This is a genomic window from Pseudorhodoplanes sp., assembly GCA_032027085.1.
In the GTDB taxonomy this organism is placed as follows: domain Bacteria; phylum Pseudomonadota; class Alphaproteobacteria; order Rhizobiales; family Xanthobacteraceae; genus Pseudorhodoplanes.
Genome location: JAVSMS010000001.1, coordinates 4,941,660 through 4,968,360 on the forward strand (window position 1 = coordinate 4,941,660; position 26,701 = coordinate 4,968,360).

Annotated in this window: 28 protein-coding genes; 13 read left to right on the forward strand and 15 right to left on the reverse strand. The window is 60.1% G+C overall.

The window, feature by feature from the left end:
• Positions 1 to 19 precede the first annotated feature (19 nt).
• The gene (locus RO009_24270; protein MDT3688148.1) at positions 20 to 1,054 is read left to right on the forward strand and encodes an NAD(P)-dependent oxidoreductase; all 1,035 of its coding nucleotides are present in this window, start codon (positions 20 to 22) and stop codon (positions 1,052 to 1,054) included.
• 99 nt (positions 1,055 to 1,153) lie between these two features.
• Here the strand turns inward: RO009_24270 and RO009_24275 are convergent, their stop codons facing one another.
• A complete protein-coding gene (locus RO009_24275) occupies positions 1,154 to 2,173 on the reverse strand; it encodes an ABC transporter substrate-binding protein (protein MDT3688149.1) in 1,020 nt (339 codons plus the stop codon).
• Positions 2,174 to 2,314: 141 nt separating this feature from the next.
• Between RO009_24275 and RO009_24280 the strand changes: the two genes are divergently transcribed.
• The 4 genes from RO009_24280 (at position 2,315) to RO009_24295 (ending at position 5,706) form a co-directional block, all read left to right on the forward strand.
• Positions 2,315 to 2,959 carry a TetR/AcrR family transcriptional regulator gene (locus RO009_24280; protein ID MDT3688150.1) on the forward strand — a complete coding sequence of 215 codons (645 nt, stop codon included), beginning with the start codon at positions 2,315 to 2,317 and terminating at the stop codon, positions 2,957 to 2,959.
• Positions 2,960 to 3,015: 56 nt separating this feature from the next.
• Complete coding sequence (locus RO009_24285) at positions 3,016 to 4,077, forward strand: dihydrodipicolinate synthase family protein (protein ID MDT3688151.1); 1,062 nt, start codon at positions 3,016 to 3,018, stop codon at positions 4,075 to 4,077.
• Positions 4,078 to 4,225: 148 nt separating this feature from the next.
• Positions 4,226 to 4,933, forward strand: a complete 708-nt coding sequence (locus tag RO009_24290) for an ABC transporter permease (GenBank protein MDT3688152.1) — start codon at positions 4,226 to 4,228, stop codon at positions 4,931 to 4,933.
• An 8-nt stretch (positions 4,934 to 4,941) separates the two neighbouring features.
• Positions 4,942 to 5,706, forward strand: coding sequence for an ABC transporter ATP-binding protein (locus RO009_24295; protein MDT3688153.1), 765 nt, complete (start codon positions 4,942 to 4,944; stop codon positions 5,704 to 5,706).
• 33 nt (positions 5,707 to 5,739) lie between these two features.
• Here the strand turns inward: RO009_24295 and RO009_24300 are convergent, their stop codons facing one another.
• Positions 5,740 to 6,837, reverse strand: a complete 1,098-nt coding sequence (locus tag RO009_24300; protein ID MDT3688154.1) for an NAD(P)-dependent oxidoreductase — start codon at positions 6,835 to 6,837, stop codon at positions 5,740 to 5,742.
• 56 nt (positions 6,838 to 6,893) lie between these two features.
• Positions 6,894 to 8,060 carry an iron-containing alcohol dehydrogenase gene (locus tag RO009_24305; protein ID MDT3688155.1) on the reverse strand — a complete coding sequence of 389 codons (1,167 nt, stop codon included), beginning with the start codon at positions 8,058 to 8,060 and terminating at the stop codon, positions 6,894 to 6,896.
• A 288-nt stretch (positions 8,061 to 8,348) separates the two neighbouring features.
• Between RO009_24305 and RO009_24310 the strand changes: the two genes are divergently transcribed.
• The gene (locus RO009_24310) at positions 8,349 to 9,080 is read left to right on the forward strand and encodes a TetR/AcrR family transcriptional regulator (GenBank protein ID MDT3688156.1); all 732 of its coding nucleotides are present in this window, start codon (positions 8,349 to 8,351) and stop codon (positions 9,078 to 9,080) included.
• 23 nt (positions 9,081 to 9,103) lie between these two features.
• Positions 9,104 to 9,949 (forward strand): GNAT family N-acetyltransferase, encoded by an 846-nt coding sequence (locus RO009_24315; GenBank protein MDT3688157.1) that lies wholly within the window; start codon positions 9,104 to 9,106, stop codon positions 9,947 to 9,949.
• Positions 9,950 to 9,992: 43 nt separating this feature from the next.
• Here RO009_24315 and RO009_24320 read toward each other — a convergent pair whose 3' ends face one another.
• The 4 genes from RO009_24320 to RO009_24335 form a co-directional block, all read right to left on the reverse strand.
• Positions 9,993 to 10,508: an SRPBCC domain-containing protein gene (locus tag RO009_24320; protein ID MDT3688158.1), complete on the reverse strand. Its 516-nt coding sequence runs from the start codon at positions 10,506 to 10,508 to the stop codon at positions 9,993 to 9,995.
• Positions 10,508 to 12,079, reverse strand: a complete 1,572-nt coding sequence (locus RO009_24325; protein ID MDT3688159.1) for an NAD(P)/FAD-dependent oxidoreductase — start codon at positions 12,077 to 12,079, stop codon at positions 10,508 to 10,510. The genes RO009_24320 and RO009_24325 overlap by 1 nt, the downstream gene beginning before the upstream one ends.
• A gap of 258 nt (positions 12,080 to 12,337) precedes the next feature.
• Positions 12,338 to 12,799, reverse strand: a complete 462-nt coding sequence (locus RO009_24330) for a MaoC family dehydratase (GenBank protein MDT3688160.1) — start codon at positions 12,797 to 12,799, stop codon at positions 12,338 to 12,340.
• Between the two features lie 28 nt (positions 12,800 to 12,827).
• On the reverse strand, positions 12,828 to 13,808 hold the full coding sequence (locus tag RO009_24335; protein MDT3688161.1) for a tripartite tricarboxylate transporter substrate binding protein: 981 nt from the start codon (positions 13,806 to 13,808) through the stop codon (positions 12,828 to 12,830).
• Positions 13,809 to 14,071: 263 nt separating this feature from the next.
• Between RO009_24335 and RO009_24340 the strand changes: the two genes are divergently transcribed.
• On the forward strand, positions 14,072 to 14,866 hold the full coding sequence (locus tag RO009_24340; protein ID MDT3688162.1) for an aldolase/citrate lyase family protein: 795 nt from the start codon (positions 14,072 to 14,074) through the stop codon (positions 14,864 to 14,866).
• Positions 14,867 to 14,888: 22 nt separating this feature from the next.
• Positions 14,889 to 15,737 (forward strand): hypothetical protein, encoded by an 849-nt coding sequence (locus RO009_24345; protein MDT3688163.1) that lies wholly within the window; start codon positions 14,889 to 14,891, stop codon positions 15,735 to 15,737.
• 92 nt (positions 15,738 to 15,829) lie between these two features.
• On the opposite strand, the gene RO009_24350 is transcribed toward RO009_24345, so the two are convergent.
• The 6 genes from RO009_24350 to RO009_24375 all read right to left on the reverse strand — a co-directional run bounded on the left by RO009_24350 (position 15,830) and on the right by RO009_24375 (position 22,027).
• Positions 15,830 to 17,245 carry an aldehyde dehydrogenase family protein gene (locus tag RO009_24350; GenBank protein MDT3688164.1) on the reverse strand — a complete coding sequence of 472 codons (1,416 nt, stop codon included), beginning with the start codon at positions 17,243 to 17,245 and terminating at the stop codon, positions 15,830 to 15,832.
• A 9-nt stretch (positions 17,246 to 17,254) separates the two neighbouring features.
• Entirely contained in the window at positions 17,255 to 18,016 is a 762-nt protein-coding gene (locus RO009_24355) for an SDR family oxidoreductase (GenBank protein MDT3688165.1), read from the reverse strand.
• Positions 18,013 to 19,533: a class I adenylate-forming enzyme family protein gene (locus RO009_24360; protein ID MDT3688166.1), complete on the reverse strand. Its 1,521-nt coding sequence runs from the start codon at positions 19,531 to 19,533 to the stop codon at positions 18,013 to 18,015. The genes RO009_24355 and RO009_24360 overlap by 4 nt, the downstream gene beginning before the upstream one ends.
• Positions 19,533 to 19,991, reverse strand: coding sequence for a MaoC family dehydratase (locus RO009_24365; protein MDT3688167.1), 459 nt, complete (start codon positions 19,989 to 19,991; stop codon positions 19,533 to 19,535). The genes RO009_24360 and RO009_24365 overlap by 1 nt, the downstream gene beginning before the upstream one ends.
• The gene (locus RO009_24370; protein MDT3688168.1) at positions 19,985 to 21,025 is read right to left on the reverse strand and encodes an NAD(P)H-quinone oxidoreductase; all 1,041 of its coding nucleotides are present in this window, start codon (positions 21,023 to 21,025) and stop codon (positions 19,985 to 19,987) included. Before RO009_24370 ends, RO009_24365 begins: the two co-directional genes overlap by 7 nt.
• A gap of 66 nt (positions 21,026 to 21,091) precedes the next feature.
• Positions 21,092 to 22,027, reverse strand: a complete 936-nt coding sequence (locus RO009_24375; protein MDT3688169.1) for a DUF6282 family protein — start codon at positions 22,025 to 22,027, stop codon at positions 21,092 to 21,094.
• A gap of 102 nt (positions 22,028 to 22,129) precedes the next feature.
• On the opposite strand from RO009_24375, the gene RO009_24380 reads away from it, so the two are divergent.
• Positions 22,130 to 22,909 carry a DNA-binding transcriptional regulator gene (locus tag RO009_24380; GenBank protein ID MDT3688170.1) on the forward strand — a complete coding sequence of 260 codons (780 nt, stop codon included), beginning with the start codon at positions 22,130 to 22,132 and terminating at the stop codon, positions 22,907 to 22,909.
• Positions 22,910 to 23,047: 138 nt separating this feature from the next.
• Here RO009_24380 and RO009_24385 read toward each other — a convergent pair whose 3' ends face one another.
• Entirely contained in the window at positions 23,048 to 23,866 is an 819-nt protein-coding gene (locus RO009_24385; GenBank protein MDT3688171.1) for a class I SAM-dependent methyltransferase, read from the reverse strand.
• A gap of 63 nt (positions 23,867 to 23,929) precedes the next feature.
• The gene (locus RO009_24390; protein MDT3688172.1) at positions 23,930 to 25,078 is read right to left on the reverse strand and encodes a DJ-1/PfpI family protein; all 1,149 of its coding nucleotides are present in this window, start codon (positions 25,076 to 25,078) and stop codon (positions 23,930 to 23,932) included.
• Between the two features lie 169 nt (positions 25,079 to 25,247).
• On the opposite strand from RO009_24390, the gene RO009_24395 reads away from it, so the two are divergent.
• From RO009_24395 to tnpB, 3 genes are all read left to right on the forward strand, one after another.
• Entirely contained in the window at positions 25,248 to 25,499 is a 252-nt protein-coding gene (locus RO009_24395; GenBank protein ID MDT3688173.1) for a hypothetical protein, read from the forward strand.
• A 604-nt stretch (positions 25,500 to 26,103) separates the two neighbouring features.
• Positions 26,104 to 26,496, forward strand: a complete 393-nt coding sequence (locus RO009_24400) for a transposase (GenBank protein ID MDT3688174.1) — start codon at positions 26,104 to 26,106, stop codon at positions 26,494 to 26,496.
• The gene (gene tnpB / locus RO009_24405) at positions 26,493 to 26,624 is read left to right on the forward strand and encodes an IS66 family insertion sequence element accessory protein TnpB (GenBank protein ID MDT3688175.1); all 132 of its coding nucleotides are present in this window, start codon (positions 26,493 to 26,495) and stop codon (positions 26,622 to 26,624) included. Before RO009_24400 ends, tnpB begins: the two co-directional genes overlap by 4 nt.
• Positions 26,625 to 26,701 lie beyond the last annotated feature (77 nt).

A 26,701-nucleotide genomic window follows, 5' to 3' on the forward strand; every position in this document is an offset into this window, starting at 1 on the left:
CCTTGCCAGAAGAAATGCCATGACTCAATCCGCGCTGCCTGAACGGTTTCACGATGTCGAGCATCTCGAAGAGGTTATGACAGCTCCCTCGCAGCAGCTCGCCGCAGAGCTTGGGAATATCCCAGGAGATATCATCATTCTGGGAGTGGGCGGAAAGATTGGCCCGACACTCGCCCGTCTCGCGAAGCGTGCCGCACCGAAGAAGCGCGTGGTCGGAGTCGCACGCTTCAGCGAGAAGGGATTGCGCGAGAAGCTCTCGCGCTGGGGCATCGAATGTATCGAGGCCGATCTGCTTGATCGCGGGCAGGTCGAAAGGCTGCCCAAGCTGCCCAACGTCATTTTCATGGCCGGCATGAAGTTCGGTGCGTCCGGCCAGGAGGATTTGACATGGGCGATGAACGCCCATGTTCCGGCGATCGTCGCCGAAGCCTTTGCCGGATCGTGCATTGTCGCCTATTCGACGGGATGCGTTTACCCCTATGTCAACGTGCTGCATGGCGGCGCGACCGAGGCGACCCCGGCTACGCCGCCACCGGGCGCCTATGCGAATTCCTGCGCCGCCCGCGAAATGATGTTCCAGTATTTCTCGCGGACAACAAATACGCCAGGACGCATCATTCGCCTCAATTACGCGATCGACATGCGCTACGGTGTTTTGTTTGACGTCGCCTCGCGTGTGCTCGCGAAGAAGCCGCTCGATCTCGCCATGGGCCACGTCAATGTCATCTGGCAGGGCGACGCCAACAGCATGGTGCTGCGGGCGCTGGGACATTGCACAACACCATCCAGCCCCCTCAATGTGAGCGGGCCGGAAACGATCAGTGTACGCTGGCTGGCGGAAACCTTCGGGCGGAAATTCGGATCTGCACCTGTCCTGACCGGCATCGAAGCACCGGACGCATGGCTGGTGAATGCGTCGCGCGCATTCGAACTGTTCGGCTATCCGTCAGTGCCTCTTTCCAGACTGATCGACTGGACGGCCGACTGGGTTTCGCGCGAAATGCCGAGCCTCGGCAAAGACACCAAATTCGACCGTCGCGATGGCGCTTTCTGACGCCGCATTGGAGCGTATTTTCTCGAACGCCGCCGGCCCCGAATTCGGAGAGAAAGGCCGACCGCGGTTGCGGCCGGCCTCAGCTTCACGTAGCAGACGTCAATTTAGCTTCGGCGGATTGATCGCCGGCATCTTGACAGACTTGTCGAGAAACTCGTTGGTGTAGGCCGACTTCACGTCATAGGCCTTTTCCATCTTGAGATATTCATCGACAAGCTTGTAGTCGGATGCCATGCGCTTGTCGTCGTGCCAGCCGAGCGCGACATTGCGCGACGTTTCATCACTCATCAGCACCGTCACCAGGTGCCAGTTTGTCAGCTCGTTATCATAAAGCAGCGCACCATTGGCCTCGACCAGCGCCTTGATGCAAGGCTCCGGCGTCTTGACGCAATCCGCAAAAGCTTTCTGCGTAATCTTGACGAACTTGTCGACGGTCGCCTTGTTGCCCTTCAGCCAGGCTCCATTGGCGATGATCGAGTTGCCATAGGGATTCACGCCGGCGTCTTTCCAGGCCAAAAAGCCCATGTCATTGCCAAGCTCGCGCGTGAAGACATGATGCAGATTGTAGAAGGACGTCGTGGCGTCGACGGTCTTCGCCTTTAGGGCGCCAAGTTTGGCGTTGGCATCGATATTTACCCAGGTTACCGATTTGGGATCGATCCCATTGGCCTTTGCAAGTGCCGGCCACATGGTGCGAGCGCCGTCGCCGGCCGGATTGCCGATCTTCTTGCCGGCCAGATCCTTGACGGATTTGATGCCGCTGCTCTTCAGCCAATAGAGGCCCTGCGGCGAATTGGCATAGACATTCATCACGCCGACAAGATCGGCCCCCTTGCCGCGAAACAGCAGCACGCCCGCCATATCGGACAGTCCGAGCTGCGACGATCCAGCGCCGACCTTTTGCGCCGACGCCGCTGATCCGCGCCCAGTCTCGATCTCGAGATCAATGCCCGCCTTTTTATACAGGCCCATTTTCTGGGCGTAGTAGTAAGGTGCGTGATCTCCGCCAGCGACCCAGTTGAGCGTAAAGGTCACCTTTTGATTCTGGGCTGCGGCGGGCATAGCGCCAAGAGAAACCGCTGCCAGGGCTGCAAGCCCGGATTTCCAGACGATATTCATCCTCTTCCTCCCTTAAGAACCACACCGGCCAGGAGCAGCCGGCTGACTCGCTCTTGCGTCTTTTAACCGTGCGGTTAACTTGCCAAAACGATAGAATTGCGTCTGATAGCTGTCAATCGTCGCGTTTTTGCATCCCCCGCAATGGCCAAATCCTCCACCCGTTCACGCCTCCCGACCCGAGACGCAATCCTCGCCGCCGCACAGTACGAATTTGCGGCAAAGGGGCTGTCCGGCGCACGGGTCAATGCCATTTCGAGCCGTGCGCGCGCCAACAAGCGCCTGATTTACTACTACTTTGGGAGCAAGGAGGGGCTTTATCTGGCTGTGCTCGAACGAGTGTATGAAGGACTGCGCGGCGCGGAACGCAAGCTTAACCTTGATCACCTCGAGCCCGAAACCGCGATCCGCAGACTGATCGAATTCAATTTCGACTATTGTCGCAGACATCCCGAACTTATCAGCCTGATCAACAACGAGAACCTGCACCAGGCCAAGCATCTACGGAAATCCGCCAAAGTGCGTGACCTGCACAGCCCGTTCGTGCGGATGATCGATGAGATCCTCAAACGGGGCGTCGCCAAGGGCGTATTTCGGCCGGGGCTGGATCCGGTGGACGTCTATATCACCATCGCGGCCATCGGTTTTTTCTATCTATCCAACAATTGGACCCTGTCGGCGATTTTTGCGCGCGATCTCAGCGCCCGTAACGCCATTGAACGGCGGAAGAAGCACAACATCGATATGATGCTGCATGCCTTGCGGGCAAAAGCCCCGCGCGCGCGTTGACAGCGGCGTGCAAACGAGCAAAATGTAACCGTCTGGTTACCGAGCGGGCATTCGAAATGAGTTTACGGTTCAGCGATTGGCCCGCAGACGTGCGGCAAGCCCTGCGCGATGGCGCCGTCATTCCAGCGCACCCTCTGGCGCTCGATGCGAATCGGAAATTCGACACCAGGCGCCAGACCGCCCTGACCCGCTATTATATCGACGCCGGCGCCGGCGGGCTCGCCGTTGGCGTGCACACCACCCAGTTCGCGATTCGCGAGACCGGCCTGTACCGTCCCGTGTTGGAACTCGCCCAACAGACCGTCGCGTCGTGGTCGAAAAAGCCGCCGATCATGGTCGCCGGCCTGGCCGGCCGCACCGAACAGGCCTGCAACGAGGCCGATATTGCTGCAGGCCTGGGCTATCATGCCGGATTGCTCTCGCTTGCCGCGATGAAAGGCGCCAGCGAAGACGACCTGATTGGCCACTGCAGGGCGGCCGCAGAGCGCATCCCATTGATTGGGTTTTACCTGCAGCCAGCGGTGGGCGGCATCATTCTATCCAGCTCGTTTTGGCGGCGCTTTGCGGAAATCGAGAATGTCGTCGCGATCAAGATGGCGCCATTTAACCGTTATCGCACGCTCGACGTCATTCGCGGGGTTGTCGAAGCAAGAGCGGAAGACAGGATCACGCTCTATACGGGTAACGATGATCACATTGTCCTTGACCTGCTGGCGCCCTTTCCGGTTGTGCGCGGCGGACAAACAGTCACCGTTCGGATCAAGGGCGGACTGCTCGGCCATTGGAGCGTGTGGGTGAAGAAGGCGGTCGAACTCCTGTCCAGAATTCATGCGGCCACAGTCACCCCAAATATTCCGGCCGAATTGCTTGCGCTCGACGCCCAGGTCACCGACTGCAATTCGGCAATCTTCGATGTCGCCAACAATTTCCACGGTGTGATTGCCGGCTGTCACGAAATCCTCCGCCGCCAGGGCCTGCTGGAGGGCATCTGGTGTCTCGACCCCAAAGAAACCTTGGGGCCCGGCCAAAGCGCGGAAATCGACCGGATCTATGCGGCCTATCCGCATCTGAATGATGACGATTTCGTGCGGGCCAATCTCGACCGGTGGCTGTCATGACCCGCAAAGGCGCGACCTTATACAATCTGGCCTCGCTTTTGATCCTGTCGTACCTTCGCCGGCGCATCCTGTCGCGATAGTGGGGGGTCCGGTGGACAGCACGCGCAACTCCGTTCAGCGTTACTCGATCGCGGTCCTGAGCCATCTCATGCTGATCGTGGCGTGGCACTTCTTTGTCGTGCTCGGCAATGTGCCGAAATTCGTGATGCCCTCGCCCTACGCCACCCTGCAGGCCTTGCTGGTTCCTAACTATCGTTGGATGGAGAACATTACCGTCACCAGCATCGAGATTTTCGGCGGCTATCTTTTGGCTGTGGTTGGAGGGATCGGCATTGCCTTGCTGTTTTCCTGGTTCCGCACGCTTGAAATGATCGTGATGCCGCTGCTTGTCAGCCTTAACATGATCCCGAAGGTTGCACTCGGACCGCTCATCCTGGTTTGGTTCAGTTACGGTATCGGCCCCAATATCGCGATGGCTTTCGCGATCTGCTTCTTCCCGATAGTTCTGACCACAGCGCGCGGTTTGCGAGAAGTCGAACCTGACCTGCTCGATCTGGTCCGTTCCGTGAAAGGCTCGCGCTGGCAATTGTTCACCAAGATCCAGTTGCCGGGTGCACTTCCCTACATTTTCTCCGGCATGAAGGTGGCCGCGATCCTTGCGGTCGCGGGCGCCATCGTCGGCGAGTTTCTCGGTTCGGACCGTGGTCTCGGTTATCTCATGCTGCAGGTGCAGGTGACGCTCGATACCGCCGCCATGTTCATGGCCGTCATCCTGATCACGCTCATTGGAATGGTGCTTTATGGCGTTGTGCTCGGCCTTGAAAGATTGCTGGTCGTGCGGGATGCACGAATTTAGGGGCCGGCATGACTGAACCCTTCATCCGGCTTGTCGGCGTCCAGAAAACTTATCGGGCGCGCGGCACCGAATTTCCTGCGGTCTCGGAAGCGACCTTCGATGTCGAGCAGGGGGAACTTGTGTCTCTTGTCGGCCCGTCCGGATGCGGCAAGACCACGTTGCTGAAGATCATCGCCGGTCTGCATTCGCACGACGCAGGTGAGGTGAAGATCGGCACCAAGAGCCAACCCTTCGACGCCTCACGCGACGTCGGCATGGTGTTCCAGCAGCCGCTTCTGCTCAAATGGCGTCGCATTATCGACAACGTCATGCTTCCGGCCGAGATTCTCGGCCTGCCGCTCGCCGCCAGCCGCGAGCGAGCCCGCGATCTCCTGAAGCTCGTCGGCCTCACAGGCTCCGAAGACAAGTATCCCTATGAATTGTCGGGCGGCATGCAGCAGCGCGCATCAATCGCCCGCGCGCTGGTGCACGATCCCAAGCTCATCCTGATGGACGAACCGTTCGGCGCACTCGACGCGCTGACCCGCGAGAAGATGAACTTGGAATTGCTGCGGATCTGGCAGGAATCCGGCAAGACCATCCTGTTCGTGACCCACGGCATCACTGAGGCCGTATTCCTCGGCACGCGTGTCATCGTATTGACCGCCGGTCCAGCGCGCATGGCCGACAATTTCCGTGTCGAGCTGCCGCATCCGCGCACGCTGGACATGAAAACTCACGAGAAGTTCGGCGACTATACCCGTCGAATCTACGGCCTGCTTGGCATGCACTGAAGGCCGGCCGCAGCAACGACTGCCGCCGCGCGATCAATAGGTGCCGGTTCGCACTTCAAAATGCGTGGCCTTGCCGAAGCTGCCCATATCCCGCGCCAGCCAGTCGGCCGTCCAATCAACCATGATGCCAACCGGAATTTGTGGGTAGCCAAACAGGCTTTCGGCGAGGCTTGTGTCGGCAATCCAGGCCGTCGGCGCCTCCTCCCCAATCAAGACTGGAGCCTTGCCGAAGCGACGACCGAAGGCGAGCGCCAGTGCGCGGATGCTCAGCGTCTCGGGACCGGTGATATTGAACGGAGCGCAGGGGACCTCCCCATAGCGTAGCGTTCGCAAGGACTGGCTGCACGCCTCACCTTGCCATATCACGTTAACATGTCCCATCGACAGATCGATCGGCCCACCGCGCAGCACTTTCGATCCGATATCGTGCAACACGCCATAACGCATGTCGATCGCGTAGCTCAACCGGATGATCGAGCCGGGAGTCTGATGCTGCAAAGAAAAGTGGCGGAACATGCGTTCGCGGCCGACGCATGACATCGCATATTCACCGGGCGGTCCGAGTTCGTCGGATTCCCGCGCCCCACCATGAAGAACCGGAACGAATGGATAGACGCAGATCGTCGAATACACAACGAAACGGCTGGTCGAGAAATAATCGGCGACGAGCCCCGGAACATAGGCATTCATTGCCCAGGTCAGGTCTTCGCTGCCTGTCGAACCGAATTTTCGCCCGGCCATGAAGACGATGTTTTTTACCTTGGGCAGCTTGGCGATGTCCTCACGCTTGAGCAGGTCGACGCTCATCGTCTCCACGCCGTGCTGCTCCAAGTAAGATTTAACTGCCTTGTCGCTGAAACGCGCGACGCCGATCACACGACGATCCGGCACGGCCCGCTTGGCCATGCGTGCAAGCGTCGGCCCCATCTTACCCGCCACCCCGATAACCATGATGTCGCCGTCGACGGGCTGAAGATCCTTGATCAGAGCGTCGGACGGACGCGACATGAACTCGTCTAGCATTTCGGCGCTCTCGAAACGAGCCGGCAGGCCGTCTATCCTCGCTGATGAAACCGGTGCGTCGGACGAGCCCGGTGCGGACTTCAGCAATGTCGGCTCATCGGCGTTCATGTTGTCATTCTCCAACATTATTGGAACCACTCGATCGCGCGATGCTCGAAAGAGCATCACGCATGGATATTCTGCCGGTTCTGCGCGAGATCCTCGTCGAACACGGATTCAAGCAAAGCCATGCAGTCGGCTTCGGATAGCGGCACCGGATTGGTCTGAGCGCTGAAATCGCCGACTGCCATGGCGGCCATGCGCGGCAGAACGGAGCGTGCCACGCCGATTTGCTTCAGTGTCGTCGGAAGACCGATCGCGCGGGCAAGCGCCGTGAACCAGGCCGGAAAGTCGGCGTGTTCGTCGAGTCCGAGCGCCCGGCGCATCTGACCGTATTTCGCGCCCGCGCTCGCCGCGTTGAAAGCCAGCACCGGCGGCAGCAGTACTGCGTTTAGCGTGCCGTGATGCAGTATCGGGTCACGAAGCGTGCCGAGCGCGTGGCTGAGCGCGTGGACAGCGCCAAGGCCCTTCTGAAACGCTAAGCCGCCTTGGACAGACGCCATCATCATCTGCCAGCGCGCTTCGATATCGTTTCCGTCCTCGCATGCTTTGCGAAGCCATGCCGTCGCGCGTACGAGGCCATCGAGCGCAATCGCATCGGCCGGCGGATTGATGCGCGGGGACAGCAGCGTCTCAACGCAGTGCGCAACCGCGTCCATACCGGTCCCCGCGGTGATCGCCGGCGGGAGCCCCACCGTGAGGAGAGGATCGCAAAGCGCAAGCCGCGGTAACAGATACGGACTGACCACGGCGCGCTTGCGTCCATCGTTCATCACGATGACGGTCGCCCGACCGACCTCGCTGCCGGTCCCCGATGTCGTCGGTATGGCAACGACCGGCGCGACCGCCGCCGTAATGGGCTTGGTGCCACCCAGCGCCGCATAATGGACCAACTCCCCCGGATGACTGGATTTCAGTGCGACCGCCTTGGCCAAATCAATCGGCGAACCGCCGCCGAAGGCAACAATGCCGTCGCAGTCGCTCTCGCAGTATTGTCGTACAGCGGCATCGACGGCGGCTTCCGTCGGATTCGGCGGCGTGTCGGCGTAGAGCCGACCCTGCCCCACGGCTCCCATCGCATCGGTCAGGCGATCCAGCAGCCCGCTCCGCACGATGCCCTGATCAGTCGCGATCAGCGGCCGCGCAATGCCGAGAGTCTTCAGATGGGCGCTCACTTCACGCAGCGCCCCATTCTCAAAGCAGATCGTCGTCAGATACGAGATGATGGCCATTGGCGGTTCAAACATGGCAAGCGACAAGCCGTCGGCGCAATACGCTAGCTTCGATATGGCGCCACGTCAACCATCTGGTTGGTTGACGCTAAAGTGGCGCCGCTTGTTTGCTTGACAAGGCCGCCAAGGTGACCCCAGTGTCAACCAATTAGTTGAATGGGGCAACTCATGGCACTCACCCATCGCCGACTTGCCAGCCGGCATCAGAGCGCGCATCAAGGATGGGATTGAGGCAGGAATACCCTCGGCGCCGAAGCGATTCCCAACATCACGCTGCGAGCAGATGAGATGAAGGCTGTCAAAAAACAAAAGACCAAATCAAGCGGCAGACTCAAGTCACCGGGAAAAGCCGAGGACAATGCCACTCGCCGGACATTGATCGAGGTCGCCAAAAAGGAATTCGCGCGCAACGGGTTTTACGGAAGCCGCGTCGATGAGATCGCCAAGGCGGCCAAGATCAACAAGCAACTGATCTATTATTACTTCGGCGAGAAGAGCAATCTCTATCTTGCCGTGCTCGAGGATGCCTACGCCGACATTCGCGCTCATGAAAGCGCGCTTGATCTCGATTCGCTCGACCCCATAGCGGCGATGAAGAAGCTTGTCGCCTTCACGTTCGACTACGTGATGCAGAACCGCACGTTCGTTCAGCTTCTTACCAATGAGAACTTGATGGAAGCCAAGCACATCAAGCGGTCCAAGGTCATCAAGTCCACCCATACTCCCGTCGTCGACCTGGTCAGCCAGACCCTGGCGCGCGGTGAGCAGGCCAGAATCTTCCGCTCCGACGTCAAACCGGTGCAGCTCTATATTTCGATAGCTGGCCTCTGCTTCTTCTACAGCGCCAACATTCATACACTCGGTATCCTGTTCGATCGCGACCTTCGCAGCAAGGACGCTGTCGCCGAGAGGCGCGCGCATATCATTGACTTCGTGATCGGCTATTTGACCAACAAAGCCCCGGCCAAGGCGGCGGCCGAAACGCCGGAACAAGATTCGCTCACAGCCTTTGTCCGGTGAGTGCGCCTTTCCTGCGATTCACCATGCAGCCCATTGTCTCCCTCACAGCGGCCGATATTCCTGACTGCATGTCGCTGTCGACCGAAGCCGGCTGGAATCAGAACGATGACGACTGGCGGCGCATCCTGGCCAGCGGTGAGGTCTATGGTTTGCGTGACCGCGATACGCTGATCGCGTCGTCCGCCATCCTTCCTTACGGATCGTCGTTCGGATGGATCTGTATGATCCTGATTACAGGCAGCGAGCGGCGACGCGGACATGCGCTGCGGCTCATGCAGAATTGCATTGAGCGGCTGGAGCAGCGTGGCCTGACGGCCGGCCTTGATGCCACACCGGCGGGACGCACGGTCTATCTTCAACTCGGCTTCGAGGACATTTATCCCCTCTCGCGCCTCCACGCGGCGCAGGTTTCGATCGAGCACGATCAGCCTGCCGGGACCGCAATCGAGCCGCTGTCGGCGGCGGACTGGCCGCAGCTGGTCCACTACGATGCCGCTGCGTTCGGCGGCGACAGGGCGGCTCTCTTGATGGCGATGCAGCGCGAGCGGCCCGACCTTGCTTTCGTTGCCAGGCGTGAGGGCACGCTCGCCGGGTACGTATTCGGGCGCGATGGCCAGTTTGCGACACAGATCGGCCCGATCGTCGCAGACTCGCCGGACGTCGCACGTCACCTCTCCCTCGCCTCGCTCGGCTCGATACGCGGCCCGGTGATGATCGATGTGCCGGACCATCAGCGCGAATTCTATTCGTGGCTCCTAGGGTGCGGCTTCGAGAAGCAGCGGGGTTTCACGCGCATGCTGCGCGGGCGTTCAAAGCCTTTCGACAGGTCGCATTTGATCATAGCCATCACAGGTCCCGAATTCGGCTGACAAGCGGCCCATGTGGACCGCTGCATTAGGCTGCCCATGACTTTCATCTGGACCCCAGCCATCGAAGCAGTCGCCGCCATAGACGCGCAAACAATCCTTCGGATGGCTGGCTCGGAATCTTGGACTTCGCGGCCGCGCCGAAGCGGGCCTCAAGCACCTGAGCGAACTCTTCCGTCTTTTCAGTGGCTCTGCGCTCGAACAGGCGATCGACGATCGGCTTGAGCGGCCCCCGGCCAGCCACCTTGACCGAACTCGTTAGCTCGGTCCCCGTTCCGATGGCACGCAGGCTGACGTCGATTTCGACATCGACGTGCTCTGCAGTTGCAACAGCATGCAGGCTGTGCGGCGGGTCTTCCGTATCAATGCAGGCCGTCAGATTGACGCGGAGAGGCACGACGCCAATCTTCTCCACAACTGTCATCTTGGCGGTCGTGTCATTGACGCGTTGCAGTTGCTCGACACCCGGAATGCAGGCGCACAACGATTCGAAATCTCGGATGAATCGCCAGACCACGTCGGGCGCAGTCGGGACAGTGAACACCGCTTGACGCTGATGCATCAGTCCCACCACTTATTGAGTTTGAAGTCGCCCGCAATTATGCCAGCGGCATTGTGCCCCGCGCCAGCGTGCACCCCACCACCCGGGTGGCAGTAGCCACCGCACATATACAGCCCTTCGACCGGCGAGCGATAATGCGACCAACCTGCGAAGGGCCGGAAGTAGCCCAGTTGATCAGGAGACAAGTCGCCCACGACATCAACGCCGCCGACCAGGTTGTCGTTGTTGCGCTCAGTGTCGGTCGGGTCCTGAATCTTCATCGCCAGGATCTTGTCCTCTGTCATATTCGGCGCGTACGAGCGCCATCGCTCAAGCACGTATTTGGCATAGTCCTCGCGCACCGACGCCCATGCCTTGGGGCCGCCGTCCTCCAGATCGTATGGTGCGTATTGCCAGACGACAGCCGTATGCTTGCCCGCCGGAGCCTGGGATGAATCATGCAGCGTCGGCATGCAGATCTGCAGCATCTCCTTTTTCGGCAGGCGCCCCATCGAAATATCCTGGTAAGCCTGCACTTGATCTCGCGTTGAGCCACCAAACATCTCTTGACTGAAGGTCGTATTCACCGCCGGATTGCCCGCAGCGGCGGCCCGGTACTGAGGCGCTTCCGAAAGCGCAAGGTGCACCACGAGAAGTGATCGCCCGCGCGTGTGGTAGTTGCGCACACGCTGCACGAACGAGTCGGGAAGATGTTCCTCGCCGACCATGTTCAGGAAGCTCTTTTTCGGCTCAATATTTGTGATCACCGCCTTCGAAGCGTCGATCGTTCGCCCGTCGGCAAGCTCGACACCGATCGCGCGATTGCCCTGCAGCCGAATACGCTTTACCGCCGTCCCCGTGTTCACCTTTCCGCCGTGCGCCTCGAGCGCTCGCCGCAGTCCTTCGGCGAGTTGCTGCGAGCCACCGACGCAGATTGGCGCCTCGCCGCCGAGGACGCGTAACAGAGTTACCCAACCCAACCCGTGCTGGTCAGGAGCGAATCCAAGCACGGTCAGCCGGGTGAGAAAATGCACCTTCACCTCGTTGCTTTCGAACAGCTCATCCAGCAAGCGCACCGGCGTGCTCATCTGCCATTGCAGCAACGTGTTTCCCTCTGGGGACTTCTCGAACTCTGCGCTCTGCACCGAGGGCGGCAGGGGCGGCGAATACATCAGCGGATGAAACGTCATCTCGATGAACTCGCCGTATCCCGCAACCAGATCCTGGTAGGTTTTCGCGTCACGCGCCGAGAATTTTCCGATCTCCGCGGCCATTCTTTCAGGCTCGCGATACATCACGATGCTTCGGTGATCAGGAAAGATCGTGCCGCGCGGGTGCTCAGGGTAGATGTAGCGCACCCCATGGCGCTCAAGCTCGAGATCGCGGTAAGCCGGGCTCGAGGGGATGTGGGTGTGCACGACCGAGCAGATGTTGTGCTTGAAGCCCGGTAGAGTCACTTCCTCCGTGTGGCAGGCACCGCCTACCCGATGGTTGCGCTCGATCACCAGAACCGACGCGCCGGTGCGGGCGAGATAGGCAGCGCAGGCAAGGCCGTTGTGTCCGGCGCCGATGACGATGAAGTCGGGGTTCATGGACGCATCTCTTTGGCGATTGAGCTAAGCGCTTGAACGCTAGCAAAATGCTTCAATATGTCAACCATCCGGTTGGTTGATCCTCAAAGCCATCCGGGCAGACTGGCGGCAAGCGCGCAAGCGACTGATCGCCCTGCGGTTCCGCCGGCAAGGCCTCAGGCAACGTCGGGGAAACTTGCAATGGTCATTTGGATGTGCGCGTCTGCGATCGCCGATGGCACTGCATCGTCGACAGGAGACACAGCCTTTGACGACGAGTTACGCCCCTTCGGCAATCGTACTGCGGGCCCGCACTTGGCCCAGCGCAAAATAGGTCATTACTGTCTCGTCGCGCTGGTTCAAGACAGTCACCCGGGTGCGGATCATGCCACGGTCCGGCTTGGACGCGGACCTGCGTATCTCGACAATCTCACGTGTGGTGCGGAGTGCGTCACCTGGTCGAACGACCTGTTTCCAGCGCAGCTCGTCAATGCCGATTCCGACGATGGGTGAATCGCCGTGACCACCTGCCTCGACGAAAAGCCGCATGGACAGCGCCGCGACCTGCCAGCCGCTGGCAATGATCCCACCGAATGGTCCATTTCTGGCCACATCCGGATCGACATGAATTGGTTGCGGATCATTCGCCTTGGCGTAGGCGATCATCTCCTCCTCGCCAATGACGATCGACCCGCTCTGCCAAACTTCCCCTTCGCGAAAATCCTCAAGATACTTCGCCATCGCCTTTCCTGCTCGTGTACGCGGCGCGTTACATCGAGATATTCGCCTGCTTCACGACCGGGCCCCACTTCTTCAATTCGGTTGCAATGAAGGCCTTCAGATCGGCCGGGGAACCGCCGACGGCCTGGATACTCAGCTTGGCGAGCGCTTCCTGTCCTTTCGGACTCTTCAGGAATGCATTGGTGGCAGCATTGAGCTTGTCGATGATCTCCTTCGGCGTCCCCGTCGGTGCTGCCAGGGCATACCAAGCGGTGGCCTCAAATCCCTTGAAGCCGGAGTCCTGCACGGTCTTGACGTCCGGCAGATCGCTCGAGCGTTCGGTGGTTGTGACGGCGAGCGCGCGGATCTTGCCCTCCCGCACCATCGGCACGTAGGACGGCATGAAATCCGCCGCGAGATCGACCTGTTCAGCAAGCAGGTCGTTCAACACCAGCGCCGTGCCGCGATAGGGCACGCTCGTCATGCTGATCCCGAGTTCCTTCTGCAGCAGCAGCGCGGTGATATGGCCAAGCGTTCCGTTCCCGGGAACGCCGATATTGAGCTTGCCGGGATTTGCCTTGGCGTAGGCTACGAGCTCCTTGATATCCTTCACCGGAAGCGACTTCTTCGCCACGACAATGAGTGGCGACTTTGCGATCAGCACGATCGGTGCGAAAGCCTGCTCGGGGTCGAACGACAGGTTCTTGTACATCAGCTTGTTGTTCGCGAGCGGCCCCGGCGTGCCGAACAAGATCGTATAGCCATCCGGAGCGGCCTTGGCGACGACACCGGCGCCGACGTTGCCGCCAGCGCCAGTGCGATTTTCGACGATGAATTGCTGGCCGAACCTCTCGCTGAGATCCTGCGCAAGCGCACGCGCCAAGAGATCGGTGCCCCCGCCGGCGGCAAATGGAAGGACGATGCTCACGGGCCGCGAGGGCCAAGCATCGGCCCAGGCGGCCGACGGTGCCGCCCAGAGGCCAGCAGCAGCGATGGCAAGCGCGGCTCTTCGAGTAATGCGAGTTTTCATGGAGTCCTCCCGTCCCGTGCAGCAGCTGAGTGGCTGGTTATTTCGCGCACCCTAGCCGAGCCGATTTCCAGCGGTGGGCCTTTTGTAGAGACGTTTCGCCACGCGAAATAGACGCATTCGCCTGCCGGAACCCACGGCGATATCGGGTAGCTTGTCGCCGAAATGAAGGCAGGAGGTGGCCATGAGCAACAAGGACAGGACGCAGGAGGCGTTGCAGACGGCCTGGTACGCAGAGCCAAGAGCGGACGACGAGAGCACCTGACATGGCGGCCCCCGTCATGTTCCGCGCTCGGCTGCTCGCTGGCGAGCAGGTGATCGGCACCTTCATCAAAACGCCGACCATTCATGCGACCGAGATTCTCGGCGCGCTCGGCTTTGATTTCGTCGTGGTCGACGAAGAGCACGCGCCGTTTGATCGTCTGGCGACTGACGCGGTGTTGCTTGCCGCGAGGGCCGCCGGCACAGCGGCGCTGGTCCGCGTGCAGAGCGTAGCGAGCATTCTGTCCGCTCTCGATTGCGGCGCGACTGGAGTGCTGGTGCCGCACGTAGCCACCGCAACCCATGCCCGCGAGGTCGCGGCAGCTTGCCGCTACAAGGGCGGGCGCCGCGGCTATTCGGGCTCGCCACGCCACGCCGGCTACGGCGCCACCGGAATGTGGAACACCGTGGAGGCAGCGGACGCCGCCACGACCGTGATCGCGCAGATCGAGGATCCGGAAGCACTCGACGAGATCGAAGCCATCGCTGCGGTGGATGGCATTGATGGTCTCTTCATCGGCCGCGGCGATCTTTCCGTTGCGCTCGGGGCGAAATCCTCCGACGCCCCCGAAGTGCGCAGCGCCGTTGAACGAATCGGCAAGGCGGCGCGCGCTGCCAACAAGCCCATCTGCGTATTCGTCGGCGGCCAAACCGAGGCGGCATGGCTGCGCGACCAGGGAGCGACCGCGTTCGTGGTCGCCTCCGACCAGAGCTTCATGCGCAAGGCAGCCGCGCAAGCTCTGGTCGAAATCCGCTCGCTCGGCGCGCCCGCCGAGAATGTTCAAGCCAAGACTGGCTAACCAAACGACAGGAGCCCCGTGAATGAACGCGCAGATCAGGCCGGCCAGCGCCGGCCGCGCCTATGAAACCCCGCCGCAACTGGCGGACGTCGGCAGCAAGACATGGGTCACTCGCGGCGCCAATTTCGTGGTCGCCGTATCCGCGGTTGAGCCGGGCGCGGTTCTGAGCCGCACCGATAATCCCGACGAATACATGGTGCTGCTCGGCGGAATTGCCGCCACCATTCGGGCGGGCGCCGAGACCATCGAGGCAGCGCCGGAGTCTCTCACCATCGTCTCCCCTGGCCCAAGCCAAGTGGTGGCTCAGAGCAAAGGTCATCTGGTTCGCGTGCTATCTAACCGCGCTGCGGACCTCCTTGCCAAGGCGGAGAATGCCGCGATCTACGCAGATGGCGCTTCCGATGTCGCGCCGCTGGTCCCCTGGCCTGACCCCGTCGGCGGTTTCAAGCTGCGCAACTACAAGCCGTTCGATTACGACAAGCCTGACACCAATATGCGGCTGTTCCGCTGCACCAACCTGATGATCAACGTGCTCACCAAGCGCACATCGCCGCGCGATGTGAAGAAGCTCAGCCCGCATTCACACGATGATTTCGAACAGGCCTCGCTGCTGCTTGAGGGCGACTATATCCATCATCTTCGCTATCCGTGGGTGCCGGACATGTCGCAGTGGCGCCCCGACGAGCACCTGGAGATCGGCAGCCCGTCGGTAACCGTCATCCCGCCCAAGGTCGTGCATACGAGCCGCAATATCGGCGACAAGCGCTCCTGGCTGATCGATATCTTCGCCCCGCCGCGAGTCGATTTCTCGCGCAAGCCAGGTTTGGTGCTCAATGCCGACGAATACCCGATGCCTGCGGAGTTGCAGTGACGGCACTTCTCCTCCCGGTGTCATCACTGCACGACGGCCGTCGCGGCCGAGGCGCAACACGAGCGCCTCGGCCGCGACATCGCTAAACACGGTTAGCCGAGGATCGCCTTCACCTCGAGATATTCTTCAAATCCAAAGACGCCGAACTCGCGCCCGTTGCCGGATTGCTTGTAGCCGCCGAACGGCAGGCTACGATCGAACGGCGCGCCGTTAAGGTAGACGCGCCCTGCTCGGATGCGGTTGGCGACCCTGCGGGCGCGGTTTACATCCTTGGACTGCACGAAGCCGGCCAATCCGAACGGCGTGTCGTTGGCGATGCCGATTGCTTCATCCTCGGTATCATAGGTCATGATGGACAGTACCGGACCAAAAATCTCCTCGCGTGCAATCCGCATTTGCGGCGTCACATCGCCGAAAACCGTCGGCCGAACATAGTAGCCACGGTTGAACTCTGATGGCCGTCCCGTTCCGCCGGCCACCACCGCGGCGCCCTCATCGATGCCCGACTGAATCAGATTCTGCACCTTTTCAAACTGCGCCTGGCTCACCAGCGGTCCCATGGTCGAAGCCGGATCGAGCGGGTCGCCCAGCCGAATAGCGTCGACTGCCTCGCGCGCAGCCGCGAATGCCGGCTCCCGCTGCGTACGCGGGATCAACATGCGCGTAGGCGACTGGCAGTTCTGGCCGGCGTTGGTGTAACAGGCGTGAACACCCTGGATCACCGCGGCTTTCAGGTCGGCATCCGGCAGGATGATGTTGGCGGATTTGCCGCCGAGTTCCTGGGCGACGCGTTTCACCGAATCTGCTGCAAGCTTCGCTACTCTGACGCCGGCCGTCGTCGAGCCGGTGAAGGACACCATGTCGATCTCCGGGTGAGCGGCGATCGCCTCGCCGACCGTAGGTCCATCACCATTCACGAGATTGAAGACACCGGCTGGGAGACCGGCATCATGGACGATTTCGGCAAACAGCATCGTGCTAAGGGGCGCAATCTCGCTCGGCTTCAGGACAACGGTGCAGCCGGTGGCAAGCGCCGGCGCAACTTTTGAAGCAACCTGGTTGAGCGGCCAATTCCACGGCGTGATTAGTCCGCAGACGCCGATCGGTTCCCGGCGGATGATTCCATTCCCCATGCGCTGCTCGAACTGGTATTGCGCAAGCACGCGCGCAGCTTCCTCGAAATGAAAGAGCGCAACCGTCGCCTGGCGCTCGGTCGCGAAGGTAATCGGCGCGCCCATTTCTTGAGTCATCGTCCGCGCCAATTCCGGCAGACGATTTTTGAAGCCCGCGATGATCTTTCGAAGGAACGAAAGGCGGTCTTGAACGCCCGCTTCAGAATATGTCGCGAAAGCGCGGCGAGCGGCCTTGGCTGCGCGATCCACGTCCTCTCGGGAACCCAAGCTGATCTGCGCGAAGGTGTCTTCCGTCGCAGGATTGACAACTCCCAAGGCTGAGGGCGCGGCCGGATCCACCCAAGCGCCGTCGATATAGAATTTCTGCGTGTCCATGGTCTCCGCCTAAAGGTGTCTGCCCTCGTCTACCGGCACCACAATTCCCGTCGAACTGGTGAGGTTGACGATGCAAGCAACCACGGCCCTTGCGACATCGTCTGCCGTGGTGACATGGGCTAGCGGGAATCTTTCGGCGGTTTTCTGCAGCTGTTCGCGCGTCCGGCCGGGAACGAAATCCGTATCCACGCCGGCCGGTGAGACGGAGAACACGCGGATTTGCGGCGCCAACACCTTCGCGAGCGCGACGGTGAGCGCGTCGATGCCGGCCTTTGCAGCGACATAGGCCAGGCTGCTGCCCAAACCGGTGCGGGCTGCGATGGATGAAATGTTGACGATGACGGCACCGCTGCCGCGTTCCAGCAACGGACGAAATGCGCGAATCATGGCGAAAGGCCCACGCAGATTGATGGTCACGGTTCGGTCGAAGATTTCGTCCGTCAGCCCGTCAAGATCATTGACAGGCACAGGGGTGGTCGCGCCTCCGCAATTAATCAGCGCATCGAGTCGCCCGTGCATTTTGTCAACAGCCGCCGCAGCCTCGGATATGGAAGCTGGATCATCGATAGCTACGCGCATGGCGCAATGCCCGGTGCCATGCAGCCCTTTGACCACCTCTTGTGCTTGTGCTGAGCGGCTGTTGTAGCCGACCACCACAGCTGACCCCATCGCCGCAAGGCGCGCGGCGGTCGCCTTGCCGATTCCGCTGCTGCCGCCCGTGACAAGCGCAACCTTCGGGGTCGCCAGCGCAGGAATGTCGATGGCGTTCATCCACGGTTCTCCCAGTAAGGCCGTCGCAACTCCTGCTTCAGGACCTTGCCGACATTCGACCTTGGCAACGTATCTCGCAATTCTACGCCTGACAGGCGCTGCATCTTTCCCAGCTGTGCATTGGTCCACGCGAGGAGCGCGTCCGGATCAATACGTGAATTTTGCCTGGCAACGACCAGTGCGAGTGGCGTCTCGCCCCATCGTTCGTTGGGTATCGCAATGACAGCAGCATCAGTGACGTCCGGATGCGACAGCAGCTTTTCCTCCAGATCGGCGGCGTAGATGTTGAACCCGCCAGAGATGATCATGTCCTTCTTGCGGTCGAGCAGGACGAGGAATCCGTCATCATCAAACATTCCGATATCGCCGGTGCGATGGAAGACGATGCCCTCTCCGTCGCGCCAATAGAAATCCCGGTTGGCTGCTTCATTGCGGAAGTAGCCAGACATCATCGTTGCCGAGCGCCCGACGATTTCCCCGCGCATTCCCGCCGGGAGAAATCGTCCGTCCTCGTCGATGATCCGGATGTCATTTCCCGCCGCCGGCTTCCCGACCGTATGGGCTTTATGCGGAAAGGCGGACACGTCCAGGATGGACGTACAACCTCCTTCGGTAAGACCATAGATTTCAAAGAAGCGGCCTGGCCACTTTTCGACGGCCGCGCGCTTGACAGCCGCAGACAATGGTGCGCCGGTACACTGCTTCATCCTGAATGCAGACAGGTCGCGCCTTCCAAAACTCTCCGAGTCCAGAATGCGCCGGTACTGCGCCGGCACCAGCATGGTGTGCGTCACACGCTGGGCTTCGGCGAGGTCGAGATAGAGTTCGGCGTCGAACTTTGGCACCAGGATGACGCGTCCGCCGTGGAATAACGTGGCAAGCAACGGCATCAGCGTCGTGTTGGAATAGAGCGGCGTGGCGAGGAGCATCGTGCTGCCCGCGTCGATTTCGAAGAGGCTTCTGGCGGCCTGCCGGTATCGCATTGCGTGCGAGTGAACGATGCCCTTGGCGCGCCCGGTCGTTCCCGAACTGTAAATGATGTTGAAGTCGGCCCCCGGCGTGCAAACGCGAGCATCCTTAAGAGGTGCGTCGCGCAGGAATCTGCGCGGAAGTCCCTCGCCCGGAATGACTCCAAGCACCGGCACATCGGCAACATCGCGCACAAGCTGCTCATTCTCCTGATGTGCAATGATCAGGTCCGGCTGACAGTCTAAGATCATGCCGGAAAGAGCATCGCGATGGGCCGAGACCGGCAAAGGCACCGCACATCCACCAGCAGCGATGATTGCAAGATATGAGATGACAAGCTCGACACTGGCAGTTCCCAAGAGCCCGATGCGGCCACTGCCTTCAGACATCAGTGGGACGAGATTGCCCGCGGTCTCCAACACTGTCTCTCGAAGCGATTGCCAGTTGAGGCTCGCACTTCCACAGCGCAGCGCTTCATCGCCCGGCCGCTCAAGCGCGTGCGAAAGTATTCGCGTCAGCAGACCGCCATCATTCTCAGATACAGACATCATTCGTCCTCGATCAGAATGATGCTTCTGGCGACTAAAGCCGGCTTGTCGGACCCTTCTATCTCCATGGTTGCATCCAATTCGATGCGCGTTCCACTGGCCTGGCGACTGACCTGAACGAGAGACATGCTTAGCCGGATGCGGCTGCCCACCTGGACTGGCGTCAGGAAGCGGACGCGATCATAACCGTAGTTGAGGCCGCGCCCGCGTCTACGGATTGCGAAGATCCCGCGCTGGAGCCAGGGGATCAATGAGAGGACGTAGAGGCCGTGCGCAATCGTCTTCCCGCCCGGCATATCGCGCGCGGCACGCCCGGTGTCGACGTGGATCCAGTTGTCGTCGCCCGACAGCCGCGCGAAATCATCAATGTGCCGCTGCTCGACAGTGAACCAATCAGACGAGCCTATCGGACGCCCGGCGTGCAGCTGCAAGTCGACAGCGCGCTCGACGGTCAGCATTGGGCGGACTCCGTCCGCTTTGCCGGTTCCGGAACGCTTTGCGCGCGCTGCGGGTCAACCAACAGCACCACCTTCCCGATCTGCTCATTCAGATCGAGTAAATCATGCGCGTCCCGGACCTGTTCCCACGGAAACAGCGCGTGGATCCTGGTCACGATGCGACCTTGCTCGATGAGCGGCCAAACCTGCTGCACCAGTTCAGACGCAATCTTTCCCTTGTAGGCTGCCGACCGCGGCCGCAACGTCGAGCCTGTTAGCGTCAGCCGGCGGCGAACGATCGCGCGGATGTTAACTTCCGCCGTCTCGCCGAGGTGACTTGCAATGAAAACCAGTCGTCCATCGGGCTTGAGAAGGTCAAGCTGTTTTTGGGTGTAATCGCCCGCTTGCGCATCGAGCACGACATCGACGCCTTTGCCGCCGGTCGCGCGTCTGACTTCGTCCTCCCAGTCACCGCGGTAATCGATCGCGTGATGCGCTCCAGCCTCAAGGCAGACTTGCCGCTTCTGCGCCGTGCCGGCAGTCGCAACGACAGTGGCGTCGCGCAGTTGACGGGCCATTTGGATACCCGCCAGGCCGACACCGCTGGTTCCGCCCTGTATCAGGATGGATTCGCCCTGAGCGAGACGTCCGAGCCAGATGATGTTGTTCCAGGCGGTGAAGAAGACTTCTGGAAGCGACGCCGCCTCGGCAAATGTCAGGCCACGCGGGATCGGCATGCATTGCAATGCCGGCACGCTGCAAAACTCCGCATAACCGCCGCCATTGACAAGCGCACACACGCTGTCGCCAACTTTCACGCTACTGACGTCCGGCCCCACCTCTTCGATAATGCCGGCCACGTCGAGGCCCGGAAGTGATGACGCGCCTGGCGGCGGCGGATAGAGGCCACGACGTTGTTGTATGTCCGGCCGGTTTACACCGGCGGCAAAAACTCTGATCACCACCTCGCCGGGCTTCGCCCGAGGACGCGGCACTTCGATCATCTGCAGCACCTCGGGGCCACCCGGGCGTGCGATTTCAATCGCGCGCATCATGCTTGCGCCCTCTCCTCCCGCGGACTGCTCACGGTGCATCCGGCCTGTTGCCATTCGGACCGGTTGTTAACCCACGCCCAGACCGACGAGCTTGGCCGGATTGTCACGGACCATAAGCCTTACATCGTCTTCCGAGAAACCAAGCGCCAAGCACATCTTTATCGCCTGCCTCATCCCTTCAACCGGCGTCGGATTGTCGACCTGCCCCAGATCGGACCCGATCGACGAATGCGCCACACCGGCTGCGAGAATGTGCTCCTTCAACTCCTGCGGAGAAAAGACATTGAAACGTGAGTCAACGTAAAGGCAGGCCGACTGCTCGATCAGCGCCCCGAATTCCGCCATTTCCTTGATGTCTTCATAGGTGAAATGGAGGCCATACATGGGATGGTTGACGAGGAGCCGCTTCACGCCGCGCTTCTTGGCCTCCGTAAAGAGCTTCCAGATTTCCCACACATGCAAATGACCCGACGACAGGATGGCGTCGAATTCTGCAACAGAGTCCAGAATTTCCTTCACGACGTCGAGGACCTCGCCGTACGCGTCCACGACGGTGATGGCAGGTGATGGCTTCAGCTTCACATTGGATGCAAGCCGGGTTTTGCGGCTGGAGCTGCGGATATGATTGGCCGACTGTGCTGTCGGCATCCAGATCAGCTTTGCACCCTGCTTGAGCTGAGCATCGACGACAAAAGGATTGAGACCGCCTGTGCTGTTGTTGAGGACGAGACCACTATACATCGCAACGTTGTGATGCCCCAGCACACGCTCCATGAGCGGGATGAAGGGCGCCACGGAATAGTGATGGTCCTTGAACAGAAGGCCCCTCATTCCGGCCGCTGCCGCCTCTTCGACCGCCTGGAAGTGATCGACCTGCCGCGGCATGGTCGAGGGCCCGGAATGAACATGCAGGTCCAGCGCGCCTTGCAGCAGCCTGTTTGCGGTCGCGTCATCGACCTGTGCGATCAGAGCGCGCGCCTCTTCCCGATAGCCCGAAGCCATGCTTCTTCCTCCCTGCTTGCAAGGAGATGCCATAGAACTTGACAGTGAAGGGCCACAACGTAAGCATCTCGTCATTCCGCGGTGCGGAATGCAGAGGATGCCGTGGGAATACGATCAATCGAGCGAGCGATGAAGGTCTTGCAGGAAATGAACCTGCAGCCCTACTCGTCGATTGCTCGCCTCCATGCCCGTACCGGCCTGCCCAAAGCGACGCTGGTTCGCATTCTCAAGACACTGGAGAATCTGGGCTACGTCGAGAACGACCCACGCCTCGGCGGGTATCAGGTGAGCGCGCTGGTGAGCTCACTGAGTTCGGGCTTCCACAAGGAGCCCATGGTGGTGGAGGCGGGCCGTCCGTGGGCGGTCGCAGTCACGCGCAAATACCAATGGCCCGTAGCGATCGCTTTGCTCGATCGGGATGCGGTCGTCGTACGCTTCAGCACCGTGCCCGACAGCTCGATGTCGCCCTTCCACAAGACCGTCAACATGCGCCTGCCTTTGCTGACGCGCGGCATGGGACTCGCCTATTTGGCGTTCACGCCAAAGGAGGAGTTCGATCTGATCGTCGAGATGCTGCGCCGGTCCGACGATCCGGAAGACAGCCTCGCGCAACAGAAGGACCGGGTGAATCGGCTGGTCCATCAGGTTCGACGGCAGGGCTATGCATCTCGTGCCAGACATGTCGAGCCGAAGAACTCGAACACGATTGCCGTGCCAATCATGAACGAGGCAGGGCGCGTGGTGGCAAGCTTTGGCCTGACCTATTTCACAGCCGCGCTCTCCGAGGCCGAAGCCTGTGAGCGCTACGTACCGGTGCTGAAGTCGACTTCAGCCGAAATAACTCAGGATCTCGCCAGGATCACAAAAACCTCATTCGGATAGGTCTTCTGGCAGCGCTGTTGCTGCTGAAAGAAAGACAATAATCAGCATTTTATGCCTGCACCATAAAAGAGAGTCGCTAGCCCGTTGCAGTACTACTGCTCGCCGATCGAAGATACCTGGCTTTAGCTTTCAGCTCACTCAACCTTGAGGTTTTTGCCCGCTGATGATCGGTACGTGCCACACTGCATATTGCTTAGGGTCAAGGGTTGCATCTATTGCCAGGTCGAAAAGGGATGCTACCTCACCTGGCAAAAATTCGCCTGTCGCCTGCAAGGTCTCTGCGTAAACATCGTGCCATGCATGTAGGATTACAGCCATTGTTTCTCGCGGCACACGCAGTGGATCGACGACCGCATAGTCAACCCAGACATTCTCGAGTCCAAGCTGCGTTAGCAGCGACCAGGTTCGGCGCCCGATGCGTTCATCGGTGCTCGTGTCGCGCGAATAGGCTGCGACGCCCTCCTGCCACAACCGGTCCGGATCAAGCCGACCTGGCGGAAAATGAAGCATCCCGTAGTCCTCACTAAGAAGATGGACCCAACCTCCGGGTTTGCACACCCGTACAAGTTCCTGCAGCAAGAGCTCTGGTTCGGGTACAGCCTGCGTTAAGTGACGGCAAACGACTAGATCAAACGTGTCTTGCCGATATCGCAGTGCGAAGGCGTCGCCTTGTTCAAAGCTCAAGCGAGGTGCAAGTCCTGCGTGCTCACGTCTTGCGAATGCGACCGGCCCAGGCAGGATGTCAATGCCAATGACGCGAGCTTCAGGATATCGACGCGCAAGCCGGGCACTAATCTCCCCGCTACCGCACCCAATATCAGCGATGCATGCATGTTGCGGTAGCGTATATCTGGCAAGCAAAGGCTCCTCTTGCGGCCAGATCGCAGCGGCCTGAGCGGCTAGGTTTTTCAGCATCACCGGATCGGCCATCTGCGCGGCTTGCGGATTGCGGGTCATGGGCGCTCCATTGCTAATTGGAACTTGACGTTGACAAAGCTCGAGTTCCGACGCCTCACCGTATCATTTGGCCCAGCGTGTGCTGGAAAGAAAACGGGATCGATAGGCCGATGGATTAATGCCGAAGTGCTGCTCGAATGCGCGCCGAAACGCGTCGGCACTATTGAAGCCCACAGAGGTGGCAACGGTCCCGACGTTGCTACGCGGCTCGTGCAGCCGGCGCCGCGCTTCGTCGAGCCTTAGCCCGCGGACCAATGCCGCAGGCGAGCAACCAAAGTGCTCCCAGCAGCGGCGGCTAAATTGACGCGGTGAGAGCGCTACTTTTTGAGCTAGCTCCTCTACGCGGAGCTTATTCTGCAAGTTCTCCATCACGTGCAAGACGAGATCACCGAAGCATTCACGCGCAACGCTCTGGAATCTGAGCGGCTCAGAGAATTGGGTTTGGCCACCCTCTCGCTTCAGGTACACGACGAGTTCGCGAGCGACCGCAAGCGCCGCGCTGGCGCCCAGGTCCTCCTCAATCAACGCGAGGGCCAGGTCGATGCCGGCAGTCACGCCTGCCGCACTGTAGTATCGGCCCGACTTGACGAATATTTCGTCTGGGACGACTTGCAGCTTGGGAAAACGCGCAGCCACGTCCGCCGCGAATTGCCAATGGGTTGTAGCGCGCTTTCCATCCAGCAACCCGGATGGCGCCAAGCCATAGATTCCCGTGCACACTGACGCGATCCGTCCGATGCGCGAGGCGTTCTGCCGAAGCCATCGTGTCACCACAAGATTCGGTCGCGATCGACGTAGGCCGCTTCCGCCAGGAATGACTAGCGTATCCAGTGCTGGCGCATCCTCAATGGCGCATGAAGGCACGAACATCACGCCTGACTCGCTGATGCATCTACGAGTCGAGATCCCCAAAGTGACGATCTCATAGGCCGATTGTGCGGGAGCACCTGCCGATCGACCCGGCATCTTGGCGATTGCAAATGCCTCTGCCGGACCGACCATATCAAGTGCGGTGATGCCGTCGAAGATCAAGAAACCTATGCGCCGTCGTCGTGTCATATCCCGATGATGCACTGTCGTTTCTTTACCGGAAAGGACATCGATCCGACAATTCTTGCCATGTTGGTCAGTCCAAATACCAATTCCGTCGAGCCAAGGCATAACCGCGTGAACGTAACCAACGTTTGCAGGTGATAGCGGCACGACATGCACGCCGGTCTACACCCTGTCGATGGGTTTCTTATCCCGTGTACCGCGATCCGGCCGCGATGCCGTTGATGGAAATGAGAATTCCGCGGCGCATTCGCTCGTCCTGCGCGCCCTTGTCTCCAGCGACGGCTGAGTTCGACCTGAGATAGTTCAATGGTGCGATGTAGAAGCGGTGCCGGTGCTGCGCCGGTCCGACGATCCAGAAGTCAGCCTCGCGCAACAAAAGAACCGGGTGGATCGGCTGGTCAAGCGGATCCGGCGGCTGGGCTATGTTTCGCGGGCCAGACACGTCGAGGCGAAGAACTCGAACACGGTTGCCGTGCCAATCATGAACGAGGCAGGGCGCGTGGTGGCGGGCTTTGGTCTGAGCTATTTCACGGCCGGCTCTCCGAGGTGGAAGCCTGTGAGGGCTACGTACCGGTGAATTCGAATTCAGCCGAAATAACTCAGGATCTCGTCAGAATCACACGAACCTCCTTCGGATAGGTCTTCTGGCAGTGCTGTTGCTGCTGAAAGCAAACCAATAACCAAGCCATTGAAAGCATTGGTGGTGGACGCAGTCGTAGTCGAACCCGTCTCCGCTGCCAAATTCCCTGCTAACAGGGAAAAGAACAGGGAATCTTGGCGATTTCAGCCTGGATCAGTCACCTTCGTGCAGATTTAACACGTGAATTCAAATGCTTATAGCCAAATTCCCTGATTCATTTAACAGGGAAGCGTTTTAGCAAAACAGGGAGTTTATCTTCAAAGAACAGGGAATTTTCGCCGCCAACGGGAATTTCCGGTAAGCGACGGGTAAGCGTCCAATGTTCGCACTCTTGTCCCAAGTCTCATGAACACGATCTGTTCTCACCCTCGATTTGCAAATGAGGGGAGGACAGATGGCGAGCGAACAACGACCGTGGAAGCGTCAGCGCGAGGCCTTCTGGCGAGCGCATCATGAGGCGTGGAAGCGTAGCGACTTGAATCAGCGGCAATATTGCGAGTTTCACGGCTTGCCGCAGAAGGCATTCGAGAACTGGCGCCAGATGTTCAGGCTCGAACCGGAGCCCCCACAGCGCAAGTTGCTCTATCGGTGCCGGCCAATAAGACCTCCCCTAAGTCCGCCCGTTAGTCCTCCCCTAATTCCGGGGGCTTATCCCTCCTCGCAGCTGGCGGCTCCCATTGTTCAGCGGCCGCGCGAGGGGCACCGGCGCCGGTTCAGCGACGCAGATAAGCGATGGATTCTCCAAGAGGCAGCCCGACCTGCGGCGAGTGCCGCGGAGGTGGCGCGCCGGTATGGCATCGATCAGCGTCTTCTACGTCGATGGAAAAATGAACTGACGGAGGCAACACCGACCTTCATCACGGTGCAGATCACCGATGCGGCTGCGCCGACTGCTCCGACTGCTCCGACCACTGACGAGGAGGCCCTGTCATGACCTTGCTTCCTCCGAACGTGAAGGTACATCTGGCCCTGGGCTACATCGACATGCGCAAGGGCATCGACGGACTCGCCATGCTGGTGCAAGGCGTCCTGCACCAGGATCCGTTCTTATGTGGCGGATGAGATTATGTGGCGGAGGCGACCAAAGGCCACGCGTGGACGGTCACGCCCGGTTTTCCCCGCCACATAATGTTCCATAC

What these genes read in the sequence shown, in the direction of transcription:
- RO009_24400 (MDT3688174.1), top strand. Translation starts at nt 26,104, where the DNA reads ATGTTCAGGCTCGAACCGGAGCCCCCACAGCGCAAGTTGCTCTATCGG.
- RO009_24385 (MDT3688171.1), bottom strand. Translation starts at nt 23,866, where the DNA reads ATGACCCGCAATCCGCAAGCCGCGCAGATGGCCGATCCGGTGATGCTG.
- RO009_24285 (MDT3688151.1), top strand. Translation starts at nt 3,016, where the DNA reads ATGAGTTTACGGTTCAGCGATTGGCCCGCAGACGTGCGGCAAGCCCTG.
- RO009_24340 (MDT3688162.1), top strand. Translation starts at nt 14,072, where the DNA reads ATGGCGGCCCCCGTCATGTTCCGCGCTCGGCTGCTCGCTGGCGAGCAG.
- RO009_24315 (MDT3688157.1), top strand. Translation starts at nt 9,104, where the DNA reads ATGCAGCCCATTGTCTCCCTCACAGCGGCCGATATTCCTGACTGCATG.
- RO009_24355 (MDT3688165.1), bottom strand. Translation starts at nt 18,016, where the DNA reads ATGAACGCCATCGACATTCCTGCGCTGGCGACCCCGAAGGTTGCGCTT.
- RO009_24370 (MDT3688168.1), bottom strand. Translation starts at nt 21,025, where the DNA reads ATGATGCGCGCGATTGAAATCGCACGCCCGGGTGGCCCCGAGGTGCTG.
- RO009_24295 (MDT3688153.1), top strand. Translation starts at nt 4,942, where the DNA reads ATGACTGAACCCTTCATCCGGCTTGTCGGCGTCCAGAAAACTTATCGG.
- RO009_24290 (MDT3688152.1), top strand. Translation starts at nt 4,226, where the DNA reads ATGCTGATCGTGGCGTGGCACTTCTTTGTCGTGCTCGGCAATGTGCCG.
- RO009_24320 (MDT3688158.1), bottom strand. Translation starts at nt 10,508, where the DNA reads ATGCATCAGCGTCAAGCGGTGTTCACTGTCCCGACTGCGCCCGACGTG.
- RO009_24300 (MDT3688154.1), bottom strand. Translation starts at nt 6,837, where the DNA reads ATGAACGCCGATGAGCCGACATTGCTGAAGTCCGCACCGGGCTCGTCC.
- RO009_24280 (MDT3688150.1), top strand. Translation starts at nt 2,315, where the DNA reads ATGGCCAAATCCTCCACCCGTTCACGCCTCCCGACCCGAGACGCAATC.
- RO009_24350 (MDT3688164.1), bottom strand. Translation starts at nt 17,245, where the DNA reads ATGGACACGCAGAAATTCTATATCGACGGCGCTTGGGTGGATCCGGCC.
- RO009_24325 (MDT3688159.1), bottom strand. Translation starts at nt 12,079, where the DNA reads ATGAACCCCGACTTCATCGTCATCGGCGCCGGACACAACGGCCTTGCC.
- RO009_24365 (MDT3688167.1), bottom strand. Translation starts at nt 19,991, where the DNA reads ATGCTGACCGTCGAGCGCGCTGTCGACTTGCAGCTGCACGCCGGGCGT.
- RO009_24275 (MDT3688149.1), bottom strand. Translation starts at nt 2,173, where the DNA reads ATGAATATCGTCTGGAAATCCGGGCTTGCAGCCCTGGCAGCGGTTTCT.
- RO009_24345 (MDT3688163.1), top strand. Translation starts at nt 14,889, where the DNA reads ATGAACGCGCAGATCAGGCCGGCCAGCGCCGGCCGCGCCTATGAAACC.
- tnpB (MDT3688175.1), top strand. Translation starts at nt 26,493, where the DNA reads ATGACCTTGCTTCCTCCGAACGTGAAGGTACATCTGGCCCTGGGCTAC.
- RO009_24330 (MDT3688160.1), bottom strand. Translation starts at nt 12,799, where the DNA reads ATGGCGAAGTATCTTGAGGATTTTCGCGAAGGGGAAGTTTGGCAGAGC.
- RO009_24310 (MDT3688156.1), top strand. Translation starts at nt 8,349, where the DNA reads ATGAAGGCTGTCAAAAAACAAAAGACCAAATCAAGCGGCAGACTCAAG.
- RO009_24305 (MDT3688155.1), bottom strand. Translation starts at nt 8,060, where the DNA reads ATGGCCATCATCTCGTATCTGACGACGATCTGCTTTGAGAATGGGGCG.
- RO009_24335 (MDT3688161.1), bottom strand. Translation starts at nt 13,808, where the DNA reads ATGAAAACTCGCATTACTCGAAGAGCCGCGCTTGCCATCGCTGCTGCT.
- RO009_24270 (MDT3688148.1), top strand. Translation starts at nt 20, where the DNA reads ATGACTCAATCCGCGCTGCCTGAACGGTTTCACGATGTCGAGCATCTC.
- RO009_24375 (MDT3688169.1), bottom strand. Translation starts at nt 22,027, where the DNA reads ATGGCTTCGGGCTATCGGGAAGAGGCGCGCGCTCTGATCGCACAGGTC.
- RO009_24360 (MDT3688166.1), bottom strand. Translation starts at nt 19,533, where the DNA reads ATGTCTGTATCTGAGAATGATGGCGGTCTGCTGACGCGAATACTTTCG.